We start from the raw sequence: 19,963 nt of genomic DNA, 5'->3' as shown, positions 1-19,963 counted from the left end.
TTAATTATTATTGTTGTTATTGCGGGCTTCTCCGCCTTTTTTTCCGATTTCTTCATAAAACTCACGATCATGGTTTTCAGAAGTGGCTTCTCCGCCCTTTTTTCCGATTTCCTGATAGAAGTCCTTATTATGATTCCTGGCAGTAGTTTCTCCGCCTTTGCGTCCAGCTTCTTCCACACTCATCTTGCCATTATTATTATTGTTTGCCATTTTAATCTCCTCCTGTATAATATAGTTTAATATTCTAAGTAAGCGATCCTTTTAAAAGGATCAATTCCGGTTATTGTTTCGTGCGTTGCCGCCTTTTTCCCCAATCTCTTCATAGAACTCACGGCCATGGTTCTCGGAAGTGGCTTCTCCGCCTTTTTTTCCGATTTCCTGGTAGAAATCCTTATCATGGTTATTAGAAGTGGCTTCTCCGCCCTTTTTTCCGATTTCCTGGTAGAAATCCTTGTCATGGTTGTCAGAAGTAGCCTCTCCGCCTTTTTTTCCAATTTCCTGATAGAAATCTTTGTCATGGTTGTCAGAAGTGGCCTCTCCGCCTTTTTTTCCGATTTCCTGATAGAAATCCTTGTCATGATTCTTGGAAGTGGCCTCTCCGCCCATACGTCCAGCTTCTTCGGTAGTCATTTTTCGATTATTATTTTTTTCCGCCATGTTGTCAGCACTCCTTTTAAATGAATTCTCATAAAAAGTGTTCCATTGGCATAATGTGTTGTTATAAACGGATTCATAATGGAGAAGCTAGTAAAAAAGTTCTACGTTCTCCATAAAAAAAAGGTTTAATTTTTTCGGTTGTTGTTACGGGCTTCTCCGCCTTTTTCGCCAATTTCCTGATAAAATTCTTTATCATGATTTTGGGAAGTGGCTTCTCCGCCTTTTTTTCCAATTTCCTGGTAAAACTCTTTATCATGATTTTCTGATGTAGCTTCTCCGCCTTTTTTGCCGATTTCCTGATAAAAATCTTTGTCGTGATTACGTGAAGTAGCTTCCCCGCCCATACGGCCAGCTTCTTCTACAGACATTTTTTTATTATCTTTTTCAGCCATGCAAATCCACTCCTCATAATAATTTGTCTTACAGTCTATATATATCCGCCTCTAAAGACTTTAAACTCGAAAAGAATCCCAAGTATTACCAATTAAAAGGTATTTAGAATCGTCAGCTAATTTTTAGCAATCGCTAAATGTTTCTTGAATTATTCCGATATAGGATATAAAATAAAATTCATTTTCCTAAAAAAGTAAGAAAGAGTGCAGATAAATGAATGAAACCATTGAAGGAATAACAGCTGAATTGCTCGACAGGTGTGGGTTGTCGATACCGGTGTTATTGGAAAAACGCTTTCCTGGCGGCCGCCTGGTCGGTGGGAAGTTTAATGTCGGCACCCGAACGATTACAATGTATATAGATACTGTCTGGGAACAGTGCTTGCAGTTATTAGGAAGCGGAACAGATTTCTTAAATTATTATGCTATAGTTCTTGCCCATGAGCTGGGGCATGCGCTGGACGAAGATCTGGAAGAGCTGGCGGAAATGCTTCATATATATGAAGGTAATGAAACTGAATCTGAGGGCCTGATCAGGCTTGCGGAGGAAAAAGCCTGGGATATCGCCAGGGAAATTGTATATGACCTGGATGAACGTTTATTTACCAAGATCAGGAATGAAGCATTAGAGATGCATGGAGAAAAAGCCCTTGTTTGAAAGGGCTTTTTTTTATTGTTCGAATAAAACAGAATTCATTGTACGAAAAATATTGAATTGGATATTCGAACTATGCTATCATCCTTCATAGGGGTGATAGTATGAAAATGATAAATTTTTTAAATTCTGGTCAAAAGACGTATAAGGTTGAAGTGACGTATTCCCTTCTTTTTGAATGTGCGCTTGGCATTGCTTCCTATACTTACAAGGATATTCATGATTCCCTGGATAAAACCAGCTGTTATTGGCTGAATCAGGATTTCATTCTTGGTAGGGACCTTGCGGAAGAGCTTACAAAAGTAACACAACATAACACGTGGAAAAGTCTGCTTCTGCTGCTTTTGCAGAATGATAGTAAGGATTTGGAATCGTTCAGGAATAATGTCATGAATCTCGCAGATGATCACTTTTACTTACAGGTTTATCCTTACATTGGGGAAGAGGCAGAACCGATCCGGCTGAAGGCTGCTAAGGGCAGTGATGAGGACCTTCAAGCATACATAACTGCCGCCAGGGAGCACTCATTCTTTCCGGAGTATATCCGGTACTTATCGGACACAAATGCTGAAGAAGTAAAGACGCATCTTTGCCGCGTAATGGAGCTGTGGTACAAAGAAGTGATCCAACATCAGGAAACAAGGCTGCAAGCCATTCTAAAAAAGGACTATGAAGCAAAAGTAAGGCAGAATCGGGAGGCGGCCCCCGAGCAGGCTGTAGAAAAGGCGGCGATGGGGATGAAGGTACCCCAGCAGCCTGGACTCTACAAGGTAGTCCTGGTTCCCCAGATTACATACCGGCCGTGGAACCTTATCTGTGATTTGCCCCGTACTAAATGCATCTTTTATCCTGCTGCAGACCGCAGCTTTCAGGAGGATGAGGATGAATATGAACCAGACAGCCGCATGGTGCAAACCTTTAAACTGCTTGGAGATCCTCTGAGGCTTAAAATACTGAAGCTTGCCGCAGAAAAAGAACAGGGTCTGCAGGAGCTCCAGGAAAGACTTGGCATTCCCAAGACGTCGCTGCATCATCATTTACAACAGATGCGGGCAGCAAGACTGATTATTTCTTCAGAAGGAAAATACCATGTGAATGTTGCTGCCATACGGAATATTGAAGGGGAGCTGCTGGATTTCTTAAAGCAGCCGGAGGATGATAAATGAAGCGGCTGCCGGCTGTTCCTGCATTCTTAGGGGGGAAGTTCATCTCTTTTTTTGGAGATCAAATTTATATGCTTGCCCTCCCGCTTTTAGTATATGAGCTCACCGCATCACCCATTGCCATGGGAATTACAGCGGCAGCTGAAAAACTTCCGCTATATTTGTATCCCTTTGCCGGGGTGATTGCAGACCGCTTTCAAAGAAAGAGAATTATCATTTTGTGCGATGCAGTACGGGCGCTGATTCTCGGAGCAGTCGGTTTACTGTACTACGCCCATATACTATCCTTCTGGCATATCGCTATTGCTGCACTGGCTTCTGGCCTGTTTTCGCTGCTGCATAATGCGGCTGGATTTGCTGTCATTCCATCATTAGTCAAAGACAAGGATAAACTTCTTAAGGTAAATTCAATCGACGAAAGCCTGTTTAATGGAGCTATCCTCCTCGGCCCGGCTGCAGGCGGTATCCTAATCAGCCTATTCAGTCCGGCACTTGCCATCCTGGTCAATGCAGCAAGCTTCATCTTTTCTGCCTGGACGGTCAGCCGGATTACGGAGGAGCAGGCTGGTTGTAAAGCCAACGGAAGCATGAATGCAAAGAGCATACTGATGGATTTAAAGGAAGGGTTTCAATATGTACTAAATTCAAAGGCGCTGCTGGTAACAAATGCTGCCTTGATGATTTCAACGTTCGGGACGACAATGTTCCTTACCCAAATAATCATCTACCTGAAAAGCATCCAAATATCCGATGTTCAAATCGGCTTTATTTTGAGTGCCGGGGGAGGCGGGGCTTTATTAGGGGCTTTCATTCCAGTGCTGCTGCCTGAAAAATTTTCAAGAAAGAAAATCCTCGTGATCACCCAGGCTCTGGGTGGACTGTCCATTATCTGCTTCGGGCTCAGCAGCAGCTGGCTGTTTGTTTGTGCAGCAAACCTGGCTGGAGTCGCAGCAGCCTCAGTCATTAATCCCATCATTAGAACCATCAGGCAGAATTCGACACCAATTGGACTGCTGGGAAGAGTACAGGCGATCAGCCGTTTTATGGGCTGGCTGCTCATTCCGGCGGCAGCTCTCTTGTCCGGGCATGCCGCTTCGTATTTTGATCCCGGCGCAATCATTGTCCTGGCTGGGGTGATATCCCTGTCAGCTGCGTCTGTTTACCTGCTTCCATTCTTTAAACAAGTTGAATTGTAAGTGTACTATATTATAGAAGAAACACGTCGAAACTTTTAGAAATCTCCCGCTCCATCAAGGAATTTGTAACATGGAATATCACAAAGTTGTGAACGAAAAGGGATAATAATCGACAATATTCCATAACTATATTTTTCATATCCAGAGCTTGTTGTTATAATGAAGATAAGTTGAATTTAATCAGCTCAATACATATACGAAAAAGGAGTCAACTTTATCATGCTAACAGGTTTATACCACACTCATGCTTCTTCTTGGGCTATCCTGATCATCTTGTTTTTGATCAGCTATTTCATGAATAAGCAGAAAATATCTTTGATGCTGCAGAGACTGTTTTATATCGTTATGGTCGGAAGCGGTATCGGCATGCTGATCCTTGGCCATTATTCATGGATGTTCTTTTTGAAGGGCGTACTCGCCATCATCCTTATTGGATTAATGGAAATGCTTGTGATCCGCAAAAAGAAAGAGAAAAAGCATGGAGCTTTATGGATTCCTTTTATCATCATCCTGATTGCCATCCTGGGAATTGCATATAGTTAATCAGCAGCTATTTTTTAGCTGTTTTTTTTTGCTTAAATATGACATCTTGGACTGTTAGCGATATAATGTATCAGTGTGAAAAATATTAAGGCAATATTAAGGAAGAATCCCTATAATATGCTGAGTAATTAAAATCTGCAGGTTTCAAAACCTCTGCCGGTAAGGTATATGAATATCAACTAGGCGGCGGATACCAAAAAAAATATCATCAATTGCTAAAGGGCTTCATAGCATAGGTTATTGTTAAGATATTGTAAAAACAACGTAAATAAGACCTTGACGGAATTCGAAAAAGGGTTATAATTGTGTATTATTCCAAAAAAGACCCAATTTTGTGTTCTAAAATTAGAGAGGATGTTCTGGATGGAAGGCATAAAAAAGATAGGAAGCAAGCTGTACAGCCATAAGCTTTCTTTTTTCTATCTGGCGGTATTTCTATTTTGGATAAAGACATATGCTGCTTACAAACAAGAATTTAACTTAGGAATCAGCAACAGCATTCAGGAATTTTTGCTGTTCATCAACCCGGTCAGCTCTGCACTGTTCTTCTTCGCATTTGCACTGCTGCGTAAAGGACGAGCAAGAAATAGGCTCCTGATCGGAATCAACTTCATTCTGTCTTTTATCTTATATGCGAACATCGCATATTACCGCTTCTTTAACGACTTTATTACCCTGCCGGTCTTGACGCAGACAAAAAATAACGCCGGTGACCTCGGGAACAGCATTGCTGCCCTGATTCACCCGACTGATATCTTTTATTTCCTTGACACGATCATTTTATTGCTTCTGCTGGTGTTCAAGAAGGTCAAGCCGATTACCGAGGCACGGCTGCGCGCCCGTTCAGTATTTGCCGTGTTCGCCTCGGCAGTGATCATCTTCCTTGTAAACCTGGGCCTTGCTGAGACAGACCGCCCGGAACTGTTGACAAGGACGTTCGATAGAAACTATCTGGTAAAATATTTAGGAACGTATAACTATACAGTTTATGATATGATCCAAAGCACTAAGTCTTCCGCACAGCGTGCACTGGCTGATTCTGACCAGATTACAGAGGTTGAAAATACGGTCAAGTCCTCATATGCTGAACCTAATAAGCAGTACTTTGGCAAGGCAAAGGACATGAATGTGATTTATATTTCCCTTGAATCCCTGCAAAACTTCATCATCGACTATAAGCTTAACGGCCAGGAAGTGACTCCGTTCCTGAACTCGCTGACCAAGGATAAGAATACTTTCTACTTCAATAATTTCTTCCATCAGACGGGACAGGGAAAAACCTCTGACGCTGAATTCATGATGGAAAACTCATTATACCCGCTGCCGCAGGGGGCTGTGTTTACAACCAAAGCACAAAACACCTATCAGGCACTGCCGGGTATCCTGAAGACTAAAGGCTATACGTCCGCTGTATTCCATGGCAATTACAAGTCCTTCTGGAATAGGGAAGAGATGTATAAATCTTTTGGTTATGATAAGTTTTTTGATGCTAACTATTACAGCATGACAGAAGAGAACACGATCAATTATGGGATGGAAGACAAGCCGTTCTTCAAGGAATCCATGCCGCTGCTTCAAAGCCTGAAACAGCCGTTTTACAGCAAGTTCATTACGCTGTCCAATCACTTCCCATTCAATATGGATGAAGAGGATGTAACTTTCCCGGCAGCACAGACGGATGACAAGGTCGTAAATCAGTACTTCCAGACTGCCCACTATATGGACCAATCCATTGAACAGTTCTTCAATGATCTGAAGACATCGGGCCTTTATGACAATACGATGGTTGTGATGTATGGGGACCATTACGGCATCTCCGAAAACCATAACAAGGCCATGGCTGAGGTGCTCGGCAAAGAAATCACCGATTTTGAAAACGCCCAGTTGCAGCGTGTGCCGCTATTCATCCATGTTCCCGGCGTTAAAGGGAATGCCATTGAAAAGTACAGCGGCGATGTTGATGTCCGTCCGACTGTGATGCACCTGCTCGGAATGGAATCTAAGGACTATCTTCAATTCGGATCAGATATCCTGTCGAAAGATTTTGAGGAATTGGTGCCATTCAGAAACGGAGATTTCATCTCACCTAAGTACAGTGAAGTTGACGGAAAATGCTATCAAAATGCAACAGGTGAGCCTCTTGAAGAAAAAGAAGCATGTAAAGCATTGGAGGACCAAGCAACCTCCGAGCTTGAAATGTCAGATAAAATGGTATACGGGGACCTCCTGAGGTTCTACGATCCAGCCGGATTTAAAAAGATAAATCCTGCAGATTACGATTATTCTTATCCTCCAAAACAGGGGAATGAATAGAAAATAGCGAAAGCAGCCACTCTAAGAGTGGCTGCTTTTTTTGTTTTAAAAGTCAGTAGTCGTTCAAGTCATTTTTAAGTTTATTTCCGGGCATCATGCTTTTTTCACTGGAGGACTCATCCTTGGAGTGTTCGCCATCTCTTTCTTCCTTCTTCTCCTCACGGATATCCTCGAGTGGAAGATCATCTACAGGCATAAGAAGCTGATCCCGCTCGAGCTGCTTTTCCTGGCTTTCCCTGAAGGCTTTGTCCTTGTCGTTTCTACTCTTCAATGTCTCTTCCTTTTCATGGTTTTCCATTATACTGACCTCCTGTTTTTTTATACTTTTTCCCTAATCTGCAGGATAAAAACGTAGGTCTCTCTTGTAATAAGGCTATTTCTGTATATGTAAGGACCTACCCTGCGGGCGGGGCGGGCCTCCTGGTTAATTCTACAGGCTAATCTGCTGAAGATCACCGCCCCGCTCGAATAGAGCACTGATCACTGCAGCCAACCTTTCGTAATTTATCGAAAAGAGCTTCTATAAAAGATAAGCAATGGATCTAAAAATTGAGGGTAGGCAAGAGCTATTTAGCCCTGTCTGACAAGAACCTTTATCAGGAGGAATTATGAATCTTTTCAGGAAGAAATCCATACAAGCATTACTGAATGAGACAAATAAAAATGATATCCAGCTCAGCAAAGATATCGGCGCCTTTGACCTAACTATGCTTGGAATCGGCGCAATCATCGGGACAGGCATATTCGTGCTGACAGGAGTAGCTGCTGCAGAGTATGCGGGACCGGCACTTGTTCTCTCTTTTATCCTGTCAGGGCTTGCCTGTGTTTTTGCCGCTCTTTGCTATGCGGAGTTTGCTTCCACGGTCCCTGTTTCAGGGAGTGCTTATACATACAGCTATGCTGCCTTTGGTGAGATCATTGCCTGGATCCTGGGCTGGGATTTGCTGCTGGAATATGGGTTTGCATCGTCTGCTGTAGCCAGCGGCTGGTCAGGTTATTTTCAGGGCCTGCTCGCTGGATTTGGTGTCAGCTTTCCCCAATCCCTTACTGCCGCCTATAATCCGGCAGAAGGGACATATGTGGACCTTCCAGCAGTCTTAATCATTATCGTGATCGCTTTTCTGCTGACTCAGGGCGTCAAAAAGTCAGCGAAATTCAATACGGTCATGGTCATCATCAAGGTGGCGGTGGTACTTTTATTCATTGCTGTCGGGGTATGGTATATCAAGCCGGGCAACTGGACGCCTTTTATGCCTTTTGGGTTTGAAGGGGTATCCGCCGGCGCTGCAACTGTATTCTTTGCCTATATAGGGTTCGATGCTGTCTCGACCGCGGCGGAGGAAGTGAAGGATCCACAGAGGAATATGCCGATCGGTATCATTTCTTCCTTAGCTGTCTGTACTTTTCTTTATATTATCGTTTCTTTAATACTGACCGGGATTGTGCCTTATGATCAGCTGGGGGTCAATAATCCGGTTGCTTTTGCTCTGAACTATATCAATCAGGATTGGGTGGCAGGGTTCATCTCAGTAGGCGCGATAACCGGGATCACAACGGTCCTGCTCGTCATGATGTACGGACAGACCAGGCTGTTCTACGCGATCAGCAGAGACGGCCTGCTGCCAGCCATTTTCTCCAGGGTAAGCAGGAAGAAGAATACACCGGTCCTTGGCACCTGGATCACGTGTGTAATCGTTTCTTTTTTTGCAGGCGTCCTGCCGCTCGAAAAACTGGCAGAGCTTACGAATATCGGTACACTTTTTGCCTTTATCACGGTATCGGCAGGAATCCTCTACTTAAGGCGTTCCAGGGAGGCGCCTCAAACAGGCTTCAAGGTGCCGTTCGTACCGTTGATACCTATCCTTGCCATCCTATCCTGCGGCTATCTGGCCCTGCAGCTGCCAGCGGTCACCTGGACAGCCTTTGGTGCATGGATCATCCTTGGGCTGATCGTATACTTCCTATATGGAAGAACCCGCAGTCATATGAACCGATGAATTTTGGGCCGTGTAAAAGCGGCTCAATAATTTTATAGCCGGTTGTCATGTTTTGCAGGGCTTCCCAATAAAATAATGAAAAGGACTCAATTAAGCTCCAGACGGACAAAACCATTGGTAGCCCCACCGTATATATAGTAAAATATATATACTATGATAGGAAATGGAAGGATAATATGAAACTTGGGTCCATCATTAAATATTACCGCCTTAAAAATCATCTGACTCAATCCGAATTGGCGCAAGATATTTGTTCCATCTCCCATCTGAGCAAAATTGAAAACAACAGTTACGATGGAAATGCCGAGACGGTTGAACTTCTTCTGAATAAGCTGAATGTGAATTTGGAGAAGGAAGAAGAGAAGTATGAAGATATTAAAGAACTTTTGCAGGATTTTTATCAGTCGATGGTTTATTACGACATAGATGAGGCTAATCGTATTTGTGAAACACTAATAAATATGGAAGAGTTTGCTTCATCAACTGATTTAATTAACCAATACCACTTATATATGTATAAATACTATATACTTAACAGAAACATTGTTAAGATTAACCAATGTCAAAGAGTTATTGAAAAATTACAAAGCAGCTTTTCTCCTTTTGAGAATGTATTAGCTTCCTTTTTGTTTGGTGTTGCACTTATTGGTCAAAATAAAGTTTTAGAAGCGAACGATCAATTTGTAGCGTTAATGTCGTATAACCAAACAGAAGCTATAACTTTTAATGGGGAGTTATATTATCAAATTGCTTTATGTGCAAGTATTTTGAATGATGCTGAAAAAAGTATTATCCAAGCTAACAAAGCATTGGATATCTATCAAAATGAAAACAATTTAATGCGCATTATTCATACTAAAATGCTGTTAGGCATCGGTTACTCGCGATTAGAGATGTTTGAAGAAGCTTCAGAAAACTATAAAACTCTTATTAGATTGACCAAACTTTTGAATAAAAAAGATATCTACTATCATGTTTTAAATAATTACTCCACAATGTTAAATGAAAAGGGCGAGTATAAAAAGGCAAAAGAACTTATGATTGAGTGCACTAAATACTTTGAAAAAGGTAGTACAGAGTATATTGTGAATAAACTGGGTTTAATAGAAATATTAATCAATATGGATGCTAACAAGGAAGAAATTAACAAATTAATTGATGAAGTGCATGAAGTATGTAATAATAAAATTCATAAAAAGTACATTATGTTAGCTAAGATGTTCAAATATAAGTTATTTTCCCAACCTAAATATTATGCTTATTTGGAAAATATAGTGTACTCTTATCATATAGATAATTATCAGTTTAATGAAGCGCGAGATGTTGCGTTAAAACTAGCGAAAAGATTTCAAGAAACTGGTGAAGTTGATAAATCGCTAGATTATTATAATAAATATATTGAGTTATCGGAAAGGAGCAAAAAAATATGAAGAAAGTTATTGCTGGTCTTGCATTTGGAACAATATTAGTAGGGGTTTTAAGTTTTTCGTCTTTTGAAAATACAAACAATGTAGCAATTCAAAAAGTAACTCCTCAAAAGATCGAAGTTATTCAGCCGCCTTATTAATAAAAATCACTGAAATTTTCCCAATACAAAAGTCACGGGAAAAACCTTATAATAAAGTCAAAGAATAAAGACAAGTCCTTTAAGACTTGTTTTTTTCATTCAAGGAGTCTAGGCTGAATGAATGATCTTACACTAGGAGGGATTTTCCGTGACAGCAAAAAGTGAAAAAATTACTCTGCATGACATCAACGAAATGCTTGAAAAATTGGACCTCTTGCTAGATGAAGCCAAACTGGACTATCCAGAGACCTATGAGGAAGCAGTCAGCAGCTACTAATCATATACGTTACTAAAGGGGAGCATGAGTATTCATGCTCTTTTGCTTTGTTCGCTTTATTATGGATTGACCAATTTTTCCGATTGATTTTTGTGAGGGCCGTAGTATAATTTTCAAGGTATACAGATTGATAGTCTGAGAGGTGCAGGTTCCGGCTGGCACATCTTTATCCATACACGTATACGATAAGCTGACTGATGTTAAAGGAGTTGATATTTTGATGAGCCATGGTTCCATTGAACCCGATCCCAATCATTCGCAAGGGGAAGTCTGCTGTATTCTTTTAGTTCGGGGGAATGATTTTCTTACAAATATCAGCCCTTTAAAAGGTAGAGCTGCTTCCTCGGCATAAACAGGAGGACAGCAGGAGACATGATTGAATATTTTATGACTGCGGAAAGCGGAAGGATCGAAAAGGTGGCGGAAATCACAAAAGGCTGCTGGATCAACATGCTTTCGCCAAGTGAGGAAGAAATTAAACTGGTTTCAAGCAGGCTGGAGATCCCCGAGCATTTCTTCAAGGATGCACTGGATGATGAGGAAAGATCGAGGATCGAACGCGAAGAGCAAAATGTATTGATCATTGTGGATTTTCCTTACATCACACACGATGATGCCGGACTGCACATATATGAAACGATACCAATCGGCATGATCATAACGCCTGAATGCTTTATTACGGTATCATTAAAGAAGACCCCGATCCTTATGGATTTCAAGAATGATAAGGTCAAAGGGTTCTTTACCTACAAGAAGACGAGATTCGCCCTGCAGATACTTTTTGTCATTTCTTCTTATTATCTGCGATATCTTAAACAAATTAATAAGAAGACCGATGAAGCGGAAAGGGAGCTTCATCAGTCCATGAAAAATAAAGAGCTTTATACGTTTCTATCCCTGGAGAAAAGCCTGGTTTATTTCACAACATCCCTTAAGTCGAATAAGGTAGTGCTTGAGAAAATGCTGAGGCTGAATACTCTTAAGATGTACGAAGAAGACAAGGAACTGCTTGAGGATGTCATCATTGAGAATACCCAGGCCATTGAAATGGCAGACACGTACAGTTCCATACTAAGCGGCATGATGGACGCCTTTGCCTCAATCATATCCAATAACCTGAATATTGTAATGAAGTTCCTGACATCCATCACCATCATTTTGTCGTTCCCGACGATGGTTGCAAGCTTTTATGGAATGAATGTGGCCCTGCCTTTTGAAAAGAGTCCCCATGCCTTTTTTATTACAATGGGGTTTGCGGTGTTCCTCTCTGCCATGACGACCTTGATTTTCTGGAAAAGAAAATATTTCTGACATGAAGGCGGCCGTTTTTTACGGCTGCCTTTTTCGGCGTTTGCATATGCCTAAAATGGCGGGACCCGCTGGAATACTATTATAATAGGGATACATAGAAAGGGATTTTGCCAAATGCGAAAAAAATGGGTCATGTTACTGCTTGTCATTAATATAGTAATTATATGCCGGCGCTCCTGGATGTGCGGCTGGATCAAGGTGCGTACGTAATGGGCTGGACAGAGAATTTTTGGGATCCTGTTCTTCTCTCAATCAAGGTCAGCCTTGTTTCACTGGTCATCGTTTTTGTACTGGGGACAGCTGCGGCGAGGTTCCTGGCAGGAAAGAAATCCAGATTCATGGCGGTCATTGAAACGGTGTTTATCCTTCCGGTCGTACTGCCTCCAACAGTCATTGGTTTCCTGCTGATTGTCTTTTTTGGCAGGAATGGAACCGGGGGAGCATTCCTTGAAAAGTGGTTTCATTCCCGGATTATTTTTACCTGGCAGGCGGCAGTCATTGCCGCGGTTGTGGTCTCATTTCCATTGATGTATCAATCGGCACGGGCCGGGTTCGAAAGCATAGGTGAAGACATTGAAAATGCGGCCAGGATGGATGGAGCCGGTGAATGGAGGGTGTTCCTCAGTATATCCCTGCCTCTCTGCATTAAATCTCTCTTTGCCGGAATCACACTGAGCTTTGCCAGGTCGCTTGGCGAATTCGGGGCGACCCTCATGTTTGCAGGTAATATTCCGGGGGAGACCCAGACGGTTCCAACAGCCATCTATATGGCCATGGAGGCGGGGAATAATAAGCTGGCATGGTCCTGGGTATTGATGATTGTATTGATCTCATTCATGCTTCTTCTATGTCTTAGGCTCTCGAATAAAAACTGAAAAAAAGCCCCCGGCAGATTGCCTGAGGGCTGATGATTTATTGAAAGTAATTATAAAGGCCGTCGTATATCGCTTTTGACAGGGCGTTCTGGAAACCGTCCGTCATGATGTAGTCCAGTTCAGTCTTGTTAGAGATAAAACCAAGCTCCAGGAGAACTGCCGGCCTGCTGTTTTCCCTGATTACGTGAAGGCTTTGTGACTTGACTCCACGGTCTCTCAATTTAGAGGCTTCAACCATTTCCTTATGGATGGCATCTGCAAGCTTCTTATCCTTTACATTGGAATAATAAAAGGTTTCGATGCCATTTGCCGACGATGCTGTGCTGGAATTGTAATGGACACTCACAAAAGCATCTGCTTTATATTTCTCGGCAACATCCACGCGGCTCTGTAATGAAAGTCTAGTGTTGGCACTTCTGGTAAGGATGACATTTGCGCCTGCTGATTTAAGCTTGGCCGCTGTCTTCTGCACCATTTGGAGCGTAAGGTCTTTTTCATTGATGTATTTCTTCAAAGATGGGCTGTAACCTGTTGCCCCTGGATCTGTACCACCGTGTCCAGCATCCAGTACAATCGTTTTACCCTTGATGCCGCGGCTGCCAGACACATTGTAAGTGACCAGCCATCCGGCGACCCATGCTGTACTTTTGTCAGTAAGCTGTATTTTCACCCAGCCGTTTGACTCGCCGACCTTAGTATAGGTGGCGCCGGAATCGACTGTATCCACCACTTTATAGCTTGTACCCGGTCCGCTGCGGAGGTTTACATCATTTGAGGTGATTTTAACCTTGTTCAGTGTTTGGGCAGGAGGAAGCGGCGCTGCGGGCGGCTTCGGGGCTGCTGGTGCTTTGGAGGTCAAATATTTATTTGAAACCCATCCAGTCTTGCTTCCGTATATGATTTTAGACCATGTACCGCTTTTTGAGACTTCCGTTACTTTTCCGCCTTTGCTGATTGTTCCAAGCGATGCAGAGTCTGCAGAGGCACTTTTGCGGATATTCAGGCTGCTTGCGCTGACATAGTAGGTTTTTGGCTTGACAATGGCTGCTGGCTTAGGAGCTGCCGGAGCCTTAGTGGTCAGATACTTGTTTGCTGCCCATCCGGTTTTGCCTGCATATGTTACTTTTGACCAGGAGCCGCTCCTGGATAGCTCAGATACCTTTGCGTTTTTAGGCATCGAAGCGATGGAAGCTGATGTGGCATTCGCGCTCTTCCTGAGATACAGGCTTGACGCGCTCACATAATAGGTTTTAGGTTTGGCTGTGACAGCTTTGGCAGTTGCAGGCTTAGGAGCTGCCGGAGCCTTAGTGGTCAGATACTTATTTGCTGCCCATCCGGTTTTGCCTGCATATGTTACTTTTGACCAGGAGCCGCTCCTGGATAGCTCGGATACCTTTGCGTTTTTTGGCATCGCGGCGATTGAAGCTGAGGAGGCATTGGCGCTCTTCCTGAGATTCAGGCTTGATGCATTCACATAAAAGGTTTTAGGCTTGACTGATACGGCTTTGGCTGTTGCAATTTTTGGCTTGACAGGAGTCAGAAAGTCAGTGGATACCCATCCGGCTTTCTTATTCGGATAAGTAACCTTGGCCCATCCAGTTTTGGATTCTGTGATCTTAACCTGCTGTCCCTTTGTTAGCTTCCAAAGGATAGTTGATTTTGTGGTAGGCAGAGACCTCACGTTCAGGATTGTGGCATTTACTTTTGCCTCCTGGAAGCCTGCTGCACTGCCCTGGCCTAAATTGACGAAGAGAAGATTGGCGAAGACAATAAAGCTGATAATGATGATTGAAAAAATTCTCTTGATTATACTCACCTCTTTTATTCCATTTTTAGTAGATTTCGCTATCTTTATTGGAAGCTATTTCTACTATACTATGAAATTCGGCGAAAAAAAGGGAATTTAGTCAAAAAATGTAGGACTTTTACTTTATTTTGGAGAAAAAATGGAGATTTTGGGTTTAAAAATGCTTATGGAGGGTACTGACTTTTCTCCCATTTCCCTTACATTTTGTGCATGGCTTGGAGAAGAATTGTAAAAAAGGGACCTTTCCCCGGCCCTGGCAGTGCATGCATAGTTCAATCAATTTCATGGTATTTCCTCCTTGAAGCGGGATATAGTGGAGTGCCTTCTGAAAACAGTATACCCAGATTTTCAGAAATATTACTGATGAATGTTCATGTTTTAAAGGTTTAGGTTATGACATTATTGAAAAAGGAGAATGTACATGCTGTCTAAGCTTGAAGCTTTGATCCTGGGGATCATACAAGGTTTGACTGAGTTCCTGCCAATCAGCAGCACCGGCCATCTGTATCTCGGAAGGCATTTATTCGGACTTGAGGAAGCAGGCCTGCTGCTGGACACGATGATGCATGTGGGTACCCTGCTTGCTGTTTTTGTATTTTACAGGCATGAATTCATCCGGATCCTGAAAAACCCTTTTGGCAGGCTGACATGGCTGCTAGCGGCAGGAACGGTGCCGGCGGTGTTCGCAGGGCTCCTGTTCAGTGATTTTTTCGACGAAATTTCAAAGACAGGGGTGACCATAGGCTGGGAGTTCCTGATTACAGGGCTGTTTTTATGGTTTGCCGAATCCATTAAAAAGGGAAGAAAAAGAATGGATGATATTACATACGGAGATGCCTTCTTTATAGGGATATTTCAGGCACTTGCAATCTTTCCCGCCATATCCCGTTCCGGATTCACCATGGCTGCTGCCCTGTTCAGGAAGCTCGACAGGGAAACGGCAGCCTACTTTTCCTTTTTGGTATCGACTCCTGCCATCATCGGGGCAATCATCCTCCAAGCGAAGGACTTGATGGAAGGGCAGGCTGAGAGCATTCCGCCTGGATCACTCCTGGTCGGCATAGCAGCTTCGGCGGTTTTTGGCTATGCAGCTGTCCGTTGGATGATTTCTTATTTAAAAAGGCATTCCTTAAGGGTATTTGCCGTTTATGTCTGGATTCTGGGAGGAATCATTCTGTTCATGCAGTATACAGGAAGATTTTAGTACTGGCTGAAGGAGACAGAATTAAGTTTTGTTTTGAAAGGAAAAATTGTTAGAGGGATTTGCAGGAGAGGAATGGATTATGTCTATTAAATGGCTTTGGGGCATTGTGCTGCTTGTAATTGTAATCGTGATTGTACCATATTCGTGGACCTTGATATTCGCATTCGTCACAGCTGTCTTTCTGGAGAGCCTGGTGTCCCCATTGCAGCGGAAGGCTAGACTCACAAGACACTGGTCTGTTCTTGCGAGCTTCCTGATTTACCTGGGATTGATCATTTCACTGGTTTATTTTTGTGTTAGCGTGCTGATCAAACAAATTATCAATTTATCCGAAATTGCCCCGGGATTCGCGAGGGAACTGTATCAGACTGTATTCATCAAGTATATCTACAAGTGGGAAAACTACTCGGAGTCTCTTCCAAAAGATGTGATCATTTCCATTGAAGATACGATGGAGAGGGGGATAAGCGGGCTTGAGGTGTTCTTCCAGAAGCTCGTCCAGGGCATCATCGGACTCGTGACATTGATACCCGGTTTTTTGATTGAGTTTCTTATTTATATGGTCGCGCTGTTCCTGTTCAGCCTGGAGCTGCCGCGGATTAAACGAAGAATCAAGGAGTATTTGAAACCTGAAACGGCAGGAAAGGTTTCGCTCGTCTATAAAGACCTGACGAAGGCAGGAATCGGTTTCTTGAAAGCACAGGTCATATTAAGTGTTGTGACGTTTGTGATGGCATTTATCGGGCTTTCGATCCTGAAGGCACCGTATGTCCTGTTGCTGTCCATTCTGATTGTCTTTGTGGATATCCTGCCGATTTTAGGTACAGGCTCCGTCCTGGTCCCCTGGGCGGTCATAGCAATCCTGCAGGGTCAGCAGGGGCTTGGAATCGGGTTGATCATCCTGTTCATCATCATCACTGTGGTGAGGAGGATCATAGAGCCCAAGATCTATTCCACCAATATGGGGCTCAGCCCATTAGCCGCACTGATCAGCCTCTACTTGGGGTTTAAGCTGATTGGATTTGCCGGCTTATTCCTTGGCCCCGCCCTGGTCATCGTCTTCGATACGCTAAAGCGGGCAGGGGCGATCCGTATGAACTTTAAGCTATAGGTTAATTCAGCAATCCATAAAACAGGCTGCCTTTCGCATTTGCGGGGCAGCCTGTTTTATTAGGATACAATTTCAGTTTGTGGAGGTGCGATGCCTGGCACACTTTCCTCTGCAGCCTTGGCTTTTTCCTCCTGGGGGGACTTTGTTATCTCGATATACCTGATGTGATGTTCTTCCATTTCAATGACTCTGAAGTCATAGTTTCCTATGGAAAGTGTATCTCCCTGCTGAATCTCAAAGTTTTCAGTCAGCACCCAGCCGCCGATTGTGTCCACGTCCTGGTCGTTGATCTCAAGGCCCAGAAGGTCATTCACTTCACTGATCAGCACCTTGGATTCAATGATGTAATGGTCGTTCTCAAGCTTTCTGATCATTGGTATTTCATCAAGGTCGAACTCATCGCGGATGTCGCCGACAATTTCCTCCAGAATATCTTCGACTGTCACAAGACCGGATGTGCCGCCATATTCATCCATCAAGACGGCCATATGAATCCGTTCCTTCTGCATTTTCAACAGGAGGTCATGTATTGGGATGTTATCGATGACACGGATGATAGGGCGGATATAGCCTTCGATCTTTTCATCAGCGAGATTGCTGTTTGAAATCATGTCGGTGAAAATTTCCTTAACATTCACCATCCCGATTACATGATCCTTGTCCCCGTCTATGATGGGATAACGGGTAAACTTCTCCTCCTGTACAATGGAGAAGAGTGTGCCGATAGAATCATCATTCGACAGGGTGACAATTTCGGTCCGCGGCACCATGATTTCCTTGGCAATGCGGTCATCGAATTCAAAGATCTTATTTACGTACTTGTATTCAGATTGGTTTATCTCGCCGCTTTTATAGCTATCAGATAAAATGATGCGCAATTCTTCTTCAGAATGTACAATATCGTGCTCGGAAACAGATTTAAATCCCAAAAGCCTGGTTACCAATCTGGCAGAACCATTCATGATCCAGATGACCGGATATAGAATTTTATAGAAAAGCATCAATGGCCTTGCGACGGCAAGAGTGATCCATTCAGCTTTCTGGATGGCAATGGTCTTCGGAGCAAGCTCTCCGATCACAACATGGGTGAATGTAATGATGGAGAACGCGATAATCACTGATAGTGCTTGTTCCGCCCCACGAGGAAGATGGAGGGCAGACAACAGGGGGCCAAGCAGGTGCTCGAAGGTCGGTTCCCCCAGCCAGCCGATGCCAAGGGCCGTGATGGTTATGCCCAGCTGGCAGGCAGAGAGATATTCGTCGAGACTGCTTATAACCCTCTTTGCAGGGACGGCATTCATTTTTCCTTCTTCAATCAGCTGGTCTATCCTTGAGCCTCTCACTTTTACAATAGCAAATTCTGAAGCTACAAAAAAGGCAGTCAAAGCGATAAAAATGGCGATGAAAACCAAATTAAATATGTCCAAATAAGGTTCCTTCCCCCGAGTGGCAGGAGAAAGGAGGTCACCTCCTGAAGTTTTAGGTTTTATGGATAACCTGTGTAAAGCTGTACTGCCTAAAAGGCGTGCCATTAAGGGAGTACAGTCCTCTAAAATGGGATGCTGCATGATTATAAAGGCACAAAGCCTGCATTTTTATTCCTGCCCCATCCAATCACCCCATCCCCGAGAATTAAGTATAAGTATAGAAAATCTTGCTTATTCAGTCAATTCTCTTGAAATCTATAAATATTACATTTATATGGAATTTCAATACCTGTTATTAAAGGTTTTTAAACTATTTTGAAAAAAATATGAACTGGCCCGGGTCTAATAGCAGTTTTTAAGATGCACTTGGTGCCCGATTTCTTAGGGGGGAGCAGGCTGTCAAGAAAGTGTCATAAAATTTCGTATTAAGACCAGTTTAACCTATTTCCTCAGCCATATTGGTTCTAAAGGAATCATTAAGACCAGTTTTGGCATTTTCGCCGGCCATTTTGGTTCTAAAGGAACCATTAAGAGCAGTTTTTCCATTTTCGCCGGCCATATTGGTTCTAAAGGAATCATTAAGACCAGTATTGCCATTTTCGCCGGCCATTTTGGTTCTAAAGAAATCATTAAGACCAGTTTTTCCATTTTTGCCAGCCATTTTGGTTCTAAAGGAATCATTAAGACCAGTTTGGTCAATTTCCTCAGCCATTTTGGTTCTAAAGGAATCATTAAGAGCAGTTTTTCCATTTTCGCCGGCCATATTGGTTCTAAAGGAATCATTAAGACCAGTTTTTCCATTTTCGCCGGCCATTTTGGTTCTAAAGGAATCATTAAGACCAGTTTGGTCAATTTCCTCAGCCATTTTGGTTTTAAGGGAACCATTAAGACCAATTTTTCCATTTTCGCCGGCCGTTATGGTTCTAAAGAAATTCAAGACCAGATTAAACTATTCCTTCGGAAAATTTAATCTTAAAGCCTTGTATAAAGTATGGAATATAGTAATATTTGGTATAGGTGCAAGCTCCGGACTATCAAGCCTGTTTCCGGCTTTTTCCTTTTCCTGCCGGATAAGTTAAGTTTAAATTAAGGAAAGTCTGGGAATATGTAAGGGACAACATCAACCATTTATATTGTGGAATGAGGTGAGTTTTTTGGAAAGCGAAATGATGATCAAATTCCAAAGCCAGGGGATTAAAATAGAGAAAACAAAATCAAGGATGGATGTATTTAAAAAGCTGTTTAAATTGGATCCTAGCTTACTCTCCATTGCCGCCCGAGACTCCCGTGACCAGCTCCCGCAGTCAAAGGAGTCTAAGCAATAATGCGTTAAGGCTGAAAACGCACCCAAAACGGTGTGTTTTTTTATGTGTACATATTTCGGTCATAAAAGCGCATGAGCGGGAGTAATCTATAATGAAGTTTGTCCCTGTTTTCAAATAGTCCGTAATCAGGTATGCTAGTACTA

The 19,963-nt window shown here is 42.9% G+C and carries 19 protein-coding genes and 1 pseudogene; 13 read left to right on the top strand and 7 right to left on the bottom strand.

The genetic code is table 11. From position 1 onward, the window contains the following. Positions 1 to 6: 6 nt before the first annotated feature. From V1498_RS17060 to V1498_RS17050, 3 genes and pseudogenes are all read right to left on the bottom strand, one after another. Positions 7 to 210: pseudogene (locus V1498_RS17060) on the bottom strand (KGG domain-containing protein); the annotation flags it as partial. Positions 211 to 270: 60 nt separating this feature from the next. Continuing rightward, a complete protein-coding gene (gene gsiB, locus V1498_RS17055) occupies positions 271 to 657 on the bottom strand; it encodes a glucose starvation-inducible protein GsiB (protein ID WP_409294868.1) in 387 nt (128 codons plus the stop codon). Positions 658 to 782: 125 nt separating this feature from the next. After that, on the bottom strand, positions 783 to 1,049 hold the full coding sequence (locus V1498_RS17050; RefSeq protein WP_409294866.1) for a KGG domain-containing protein: 267 nt from the start codon (positions 1,047 to 1,049) through the stop codon (positions 783 to 785). Positions 1,050 to 1,263: 214 nt separating this feature from the next. On the opposite strand from V1498_RS17050, the gene V1498_RS17045 reads away from it, so the two are divergent. From V1498_RS17045 to V1498_RS17025, 5 genes are all read left to right on the top strand, one after another. Beyond that, positions 1,264 to 1,707: a hypothetical protein gene (locus V1498_RS17045; RefSeq protein ID WP_409294864.1), complete on the top strand. Its 444-nt coding sequence runs from the start codon at positions 1,264 to 1,266 to the stop codon at positions 1,705 to 1,707. 101 nt (positions 1,708 to 1,808) lie between these two features. After that, the gene (locus V1498_RS17040; RefSeq protein WP_409294862.1) at positions 1,809 to 2,870 is read left to right on the top strand and encodes an ArsR/SmtB family transcription factor; all 1,062 of its coding nucleotides are present in this window, start codon (positions 1,809 to 1,811) and stop codon (positions 2,868 to 2,870) included. Next, a complete protein-coding gene (locus V1498_RS17035) occupies positions 2,867 to 4,063 on the top strand; it encodes an MFS transporter (protein ID WP_409294861.1) in 1,197 nt (398 codons plus the stop codon). Before V1498_RS17040 ends, V1498_RS17035 begins: the two co-directional genes overlap by 4 nt. A gap of 219 nt (positions 4,064 to 4,282) precedes the next feature. Beyond that, entirely contained in the window at positions 4,283 to 4,606 is a 324-nt protein-coding gene (locus V1498_RS17030) for a DUF1516 family protein (protein WP_409294859.1), read from the top strand. A gap of 363 nt (positions 4,607 to 4,969) precedes the next feature. Beyond that, entirely contained in the window at positions 4,970 to 6,919 is a 1,950-nt protein-coding gene (locus V1498_RS17025; RefSeq protein ID WP_409294858.1) for an LTA synthase family protein, read from the top strand. A 52-nt stretch (positions 6,920 to 6,971) separates the two neighbouring features. Here V1498_RS17025 and V1498_RS17020 read toward each other — a convergent pair whose 3' ends face one another. Further along, a complete protein-coding gene (locus V1498_RS17020) occupies positions 6,972 to 7,217 on the bottom strand; it encodes a hypothetical protein (RefSeq protein ID WP_409294856.1) in 246 nt (81 codons plus the stop codon). 310 nt (positions 7,218 to 7,527) lie between these two features. Here V1498_RS17020 and V1498_RS17015 point away from each other — a divergent pair, with 310 nt between their 5' ends. The 6 genes from V1498_RS17015 (at position 7,528) to modB (ending at position 12,946) form a co-directional block, all read left to right on the top strand. Continuing rightward, positions 7,528 to 8,916 (top strand): amino acid permease, encoded by a 1,389-nt coding sequence (locus V1498_RS17015; RefSeq protein ID WP_409294854.1) that lies wholly within the window; start codon positions 7,528 to 7,530, stop codon positions 8,914 to 8,916. A 176-nt stretch (positions 8,917 to 9,092) separates the two neighbouring features. Then, positions 9,093 to 10,346 carry a helix-turn-helix domain-containing protein gene (locus V1498_RS17010; RefSeq protein ID WP_409294853.1) on the top strand — a complete coding sequence of 418 codons (1,254 nt, stop codon included), beginning with the start codon at positions 9,093 to 9,095 and terminating at the stop codon, positions 10,344 to 10,346. Next, entirely contained in the window at positions 10,343 to 10,483 is a 141-nt protein-coding gene (locus V1498_RS17005; protein ID WP_409294852.1) for a hypothetical protein, read from the top strand. Before V1498_RS17010 ends, V1498_RS17005 begins: the two co-directional genes overlap by 4 nt. A gap of 148 nt (positions 10,484 to 10,631) precedes the next feature. Further along, positions 10,632 to 10,760, top strand: coding sequence for a hypothetical protein (locus V1498_RS17000; RefSeq protein WP_409291698.1), 129 nt, complete (start codon positions 10,632 to 10,634; stop codon positions 10,758 to 10,760). A 372-nt stretch (positions 10,761 to 11,132) separates the two neighbouring features. Continuing rightward, positions 11,133 to 12,071 (top strand): magnesium transporter CorA family protein, encoded by a 939-nt coding sequence (locus tag V1498_RS16995; protein WP_409294851.1) that lies wholly within the window; start codon positions 11,133 to 11,135, stop codon positions 12,069 to 12,071. Between the two features lie 209 nt (positions 12,072 to 12,280). Continuing rightward, positions 12,281 to 12,946 carry a molybdate ABC transporter permease subunit gene (modB, locus tag V1498_RS16990; RefSeq protein WP_409294849.1) on the top strand — a complete coding sequence of 222 codons (666 nt, stop codon included), beginning with the start codon at positions 12,281 to 12,283 and terminating at the stop codon, positions 12,944 to 12,946. A gap of 37 nt (positions 12,947 to 12,983) precedes the next feature. Here modB and V1498_RS16985 read toward each other — a convergent pair whose 3' ends face one another. After that, a complete protein-coding gene (locus V1498_RS16985; RefSeq protein ID WP_409294848.1) occupies positions 12,984 to 14,762 on the bottom strand; it encodes an SH3 domain-containing protein in 1,779 nt (592 codons plus the stop codon). Positions 14,763 to 15,177: 415 nt separating this feature from the next. Here V1498_RS16985 and V1498_RS16980 point away from each other — a divergent pair, with 415 nt between their 5' ends. Together V1498_RS16980 and ytvI are read left to right on the top strand one after the other, a co-directional pair. After that, positions 15,178 to 15,957, top strand: coding sequence for an undecaprenyl-diphosphate phosphatase (locus V1498_RS16980; RefSeq protein WP_409299331.1), 780 nt, complete (start codon positions 15,178 to 15,180; stop codon positions 15,955 to 15,957). 79 nt (positions 15,958 to 16,036) lie between these two features. Continuing rightward, complete coding sequence (ytvI, locus tag V1498_RS16975; protein WP_409294847.1) at positions 16,037 to 17,068, top strand: sporulation integral membrane protein YtvI; 1,032 nt, start codon at positions 16,037 to 16,039, stop codon at positions 17,066 to 17,068. A gap of 59 nt (positions 17,069 to 17,127) precedes the next feature. Here the strand turns inward: ytvI and V1498_RS16970 are convergent, their stop codons facing one another. Further along, on the bottom strand, positions 17,128 to 18,495 hold the full coding sequence (locus tag V1498_RS16970) for a hemolysin family protein (RefSeq protein ID WP_409294846.1): 1,368 nt from the start codon (positions 18,493 to 18,495) through the stop codon (positions 17,128 to 17,130). Between the two features lie 436 nt (positions 18,496 to 18,931). After that, positions 18,932 to 19,432 carry a hypothetical protein gene (locus V1498_RS16965; RefSeq protein WP_409294845.1) on the bottom strand — a complete coding sequence of 167 codons (501 nt, stop codon included), beginning with the start codon at positions 19,430 to 19,432 and terminating at the stop codon, positions 18,932 to 18,934. Between the last annotated feature and the right edge of the window lie 531 nt (positions 19,433 to 19,963).

Source organism: Paraperibacillus marinus (assembly GCF_046237605.1).
Taxonomy (GTDB): domain Bacteria; phylum Bacillota; class Bacilli; order Bacillales; family DSM-1321; genus Paraperibacillus; species Paraperibacillus marinus.
The sequence above is the reverse complement of the archived record's forward strand: the minus strand, read 5'-3'. Positions and strand labels throughout refer to the sequence as shown.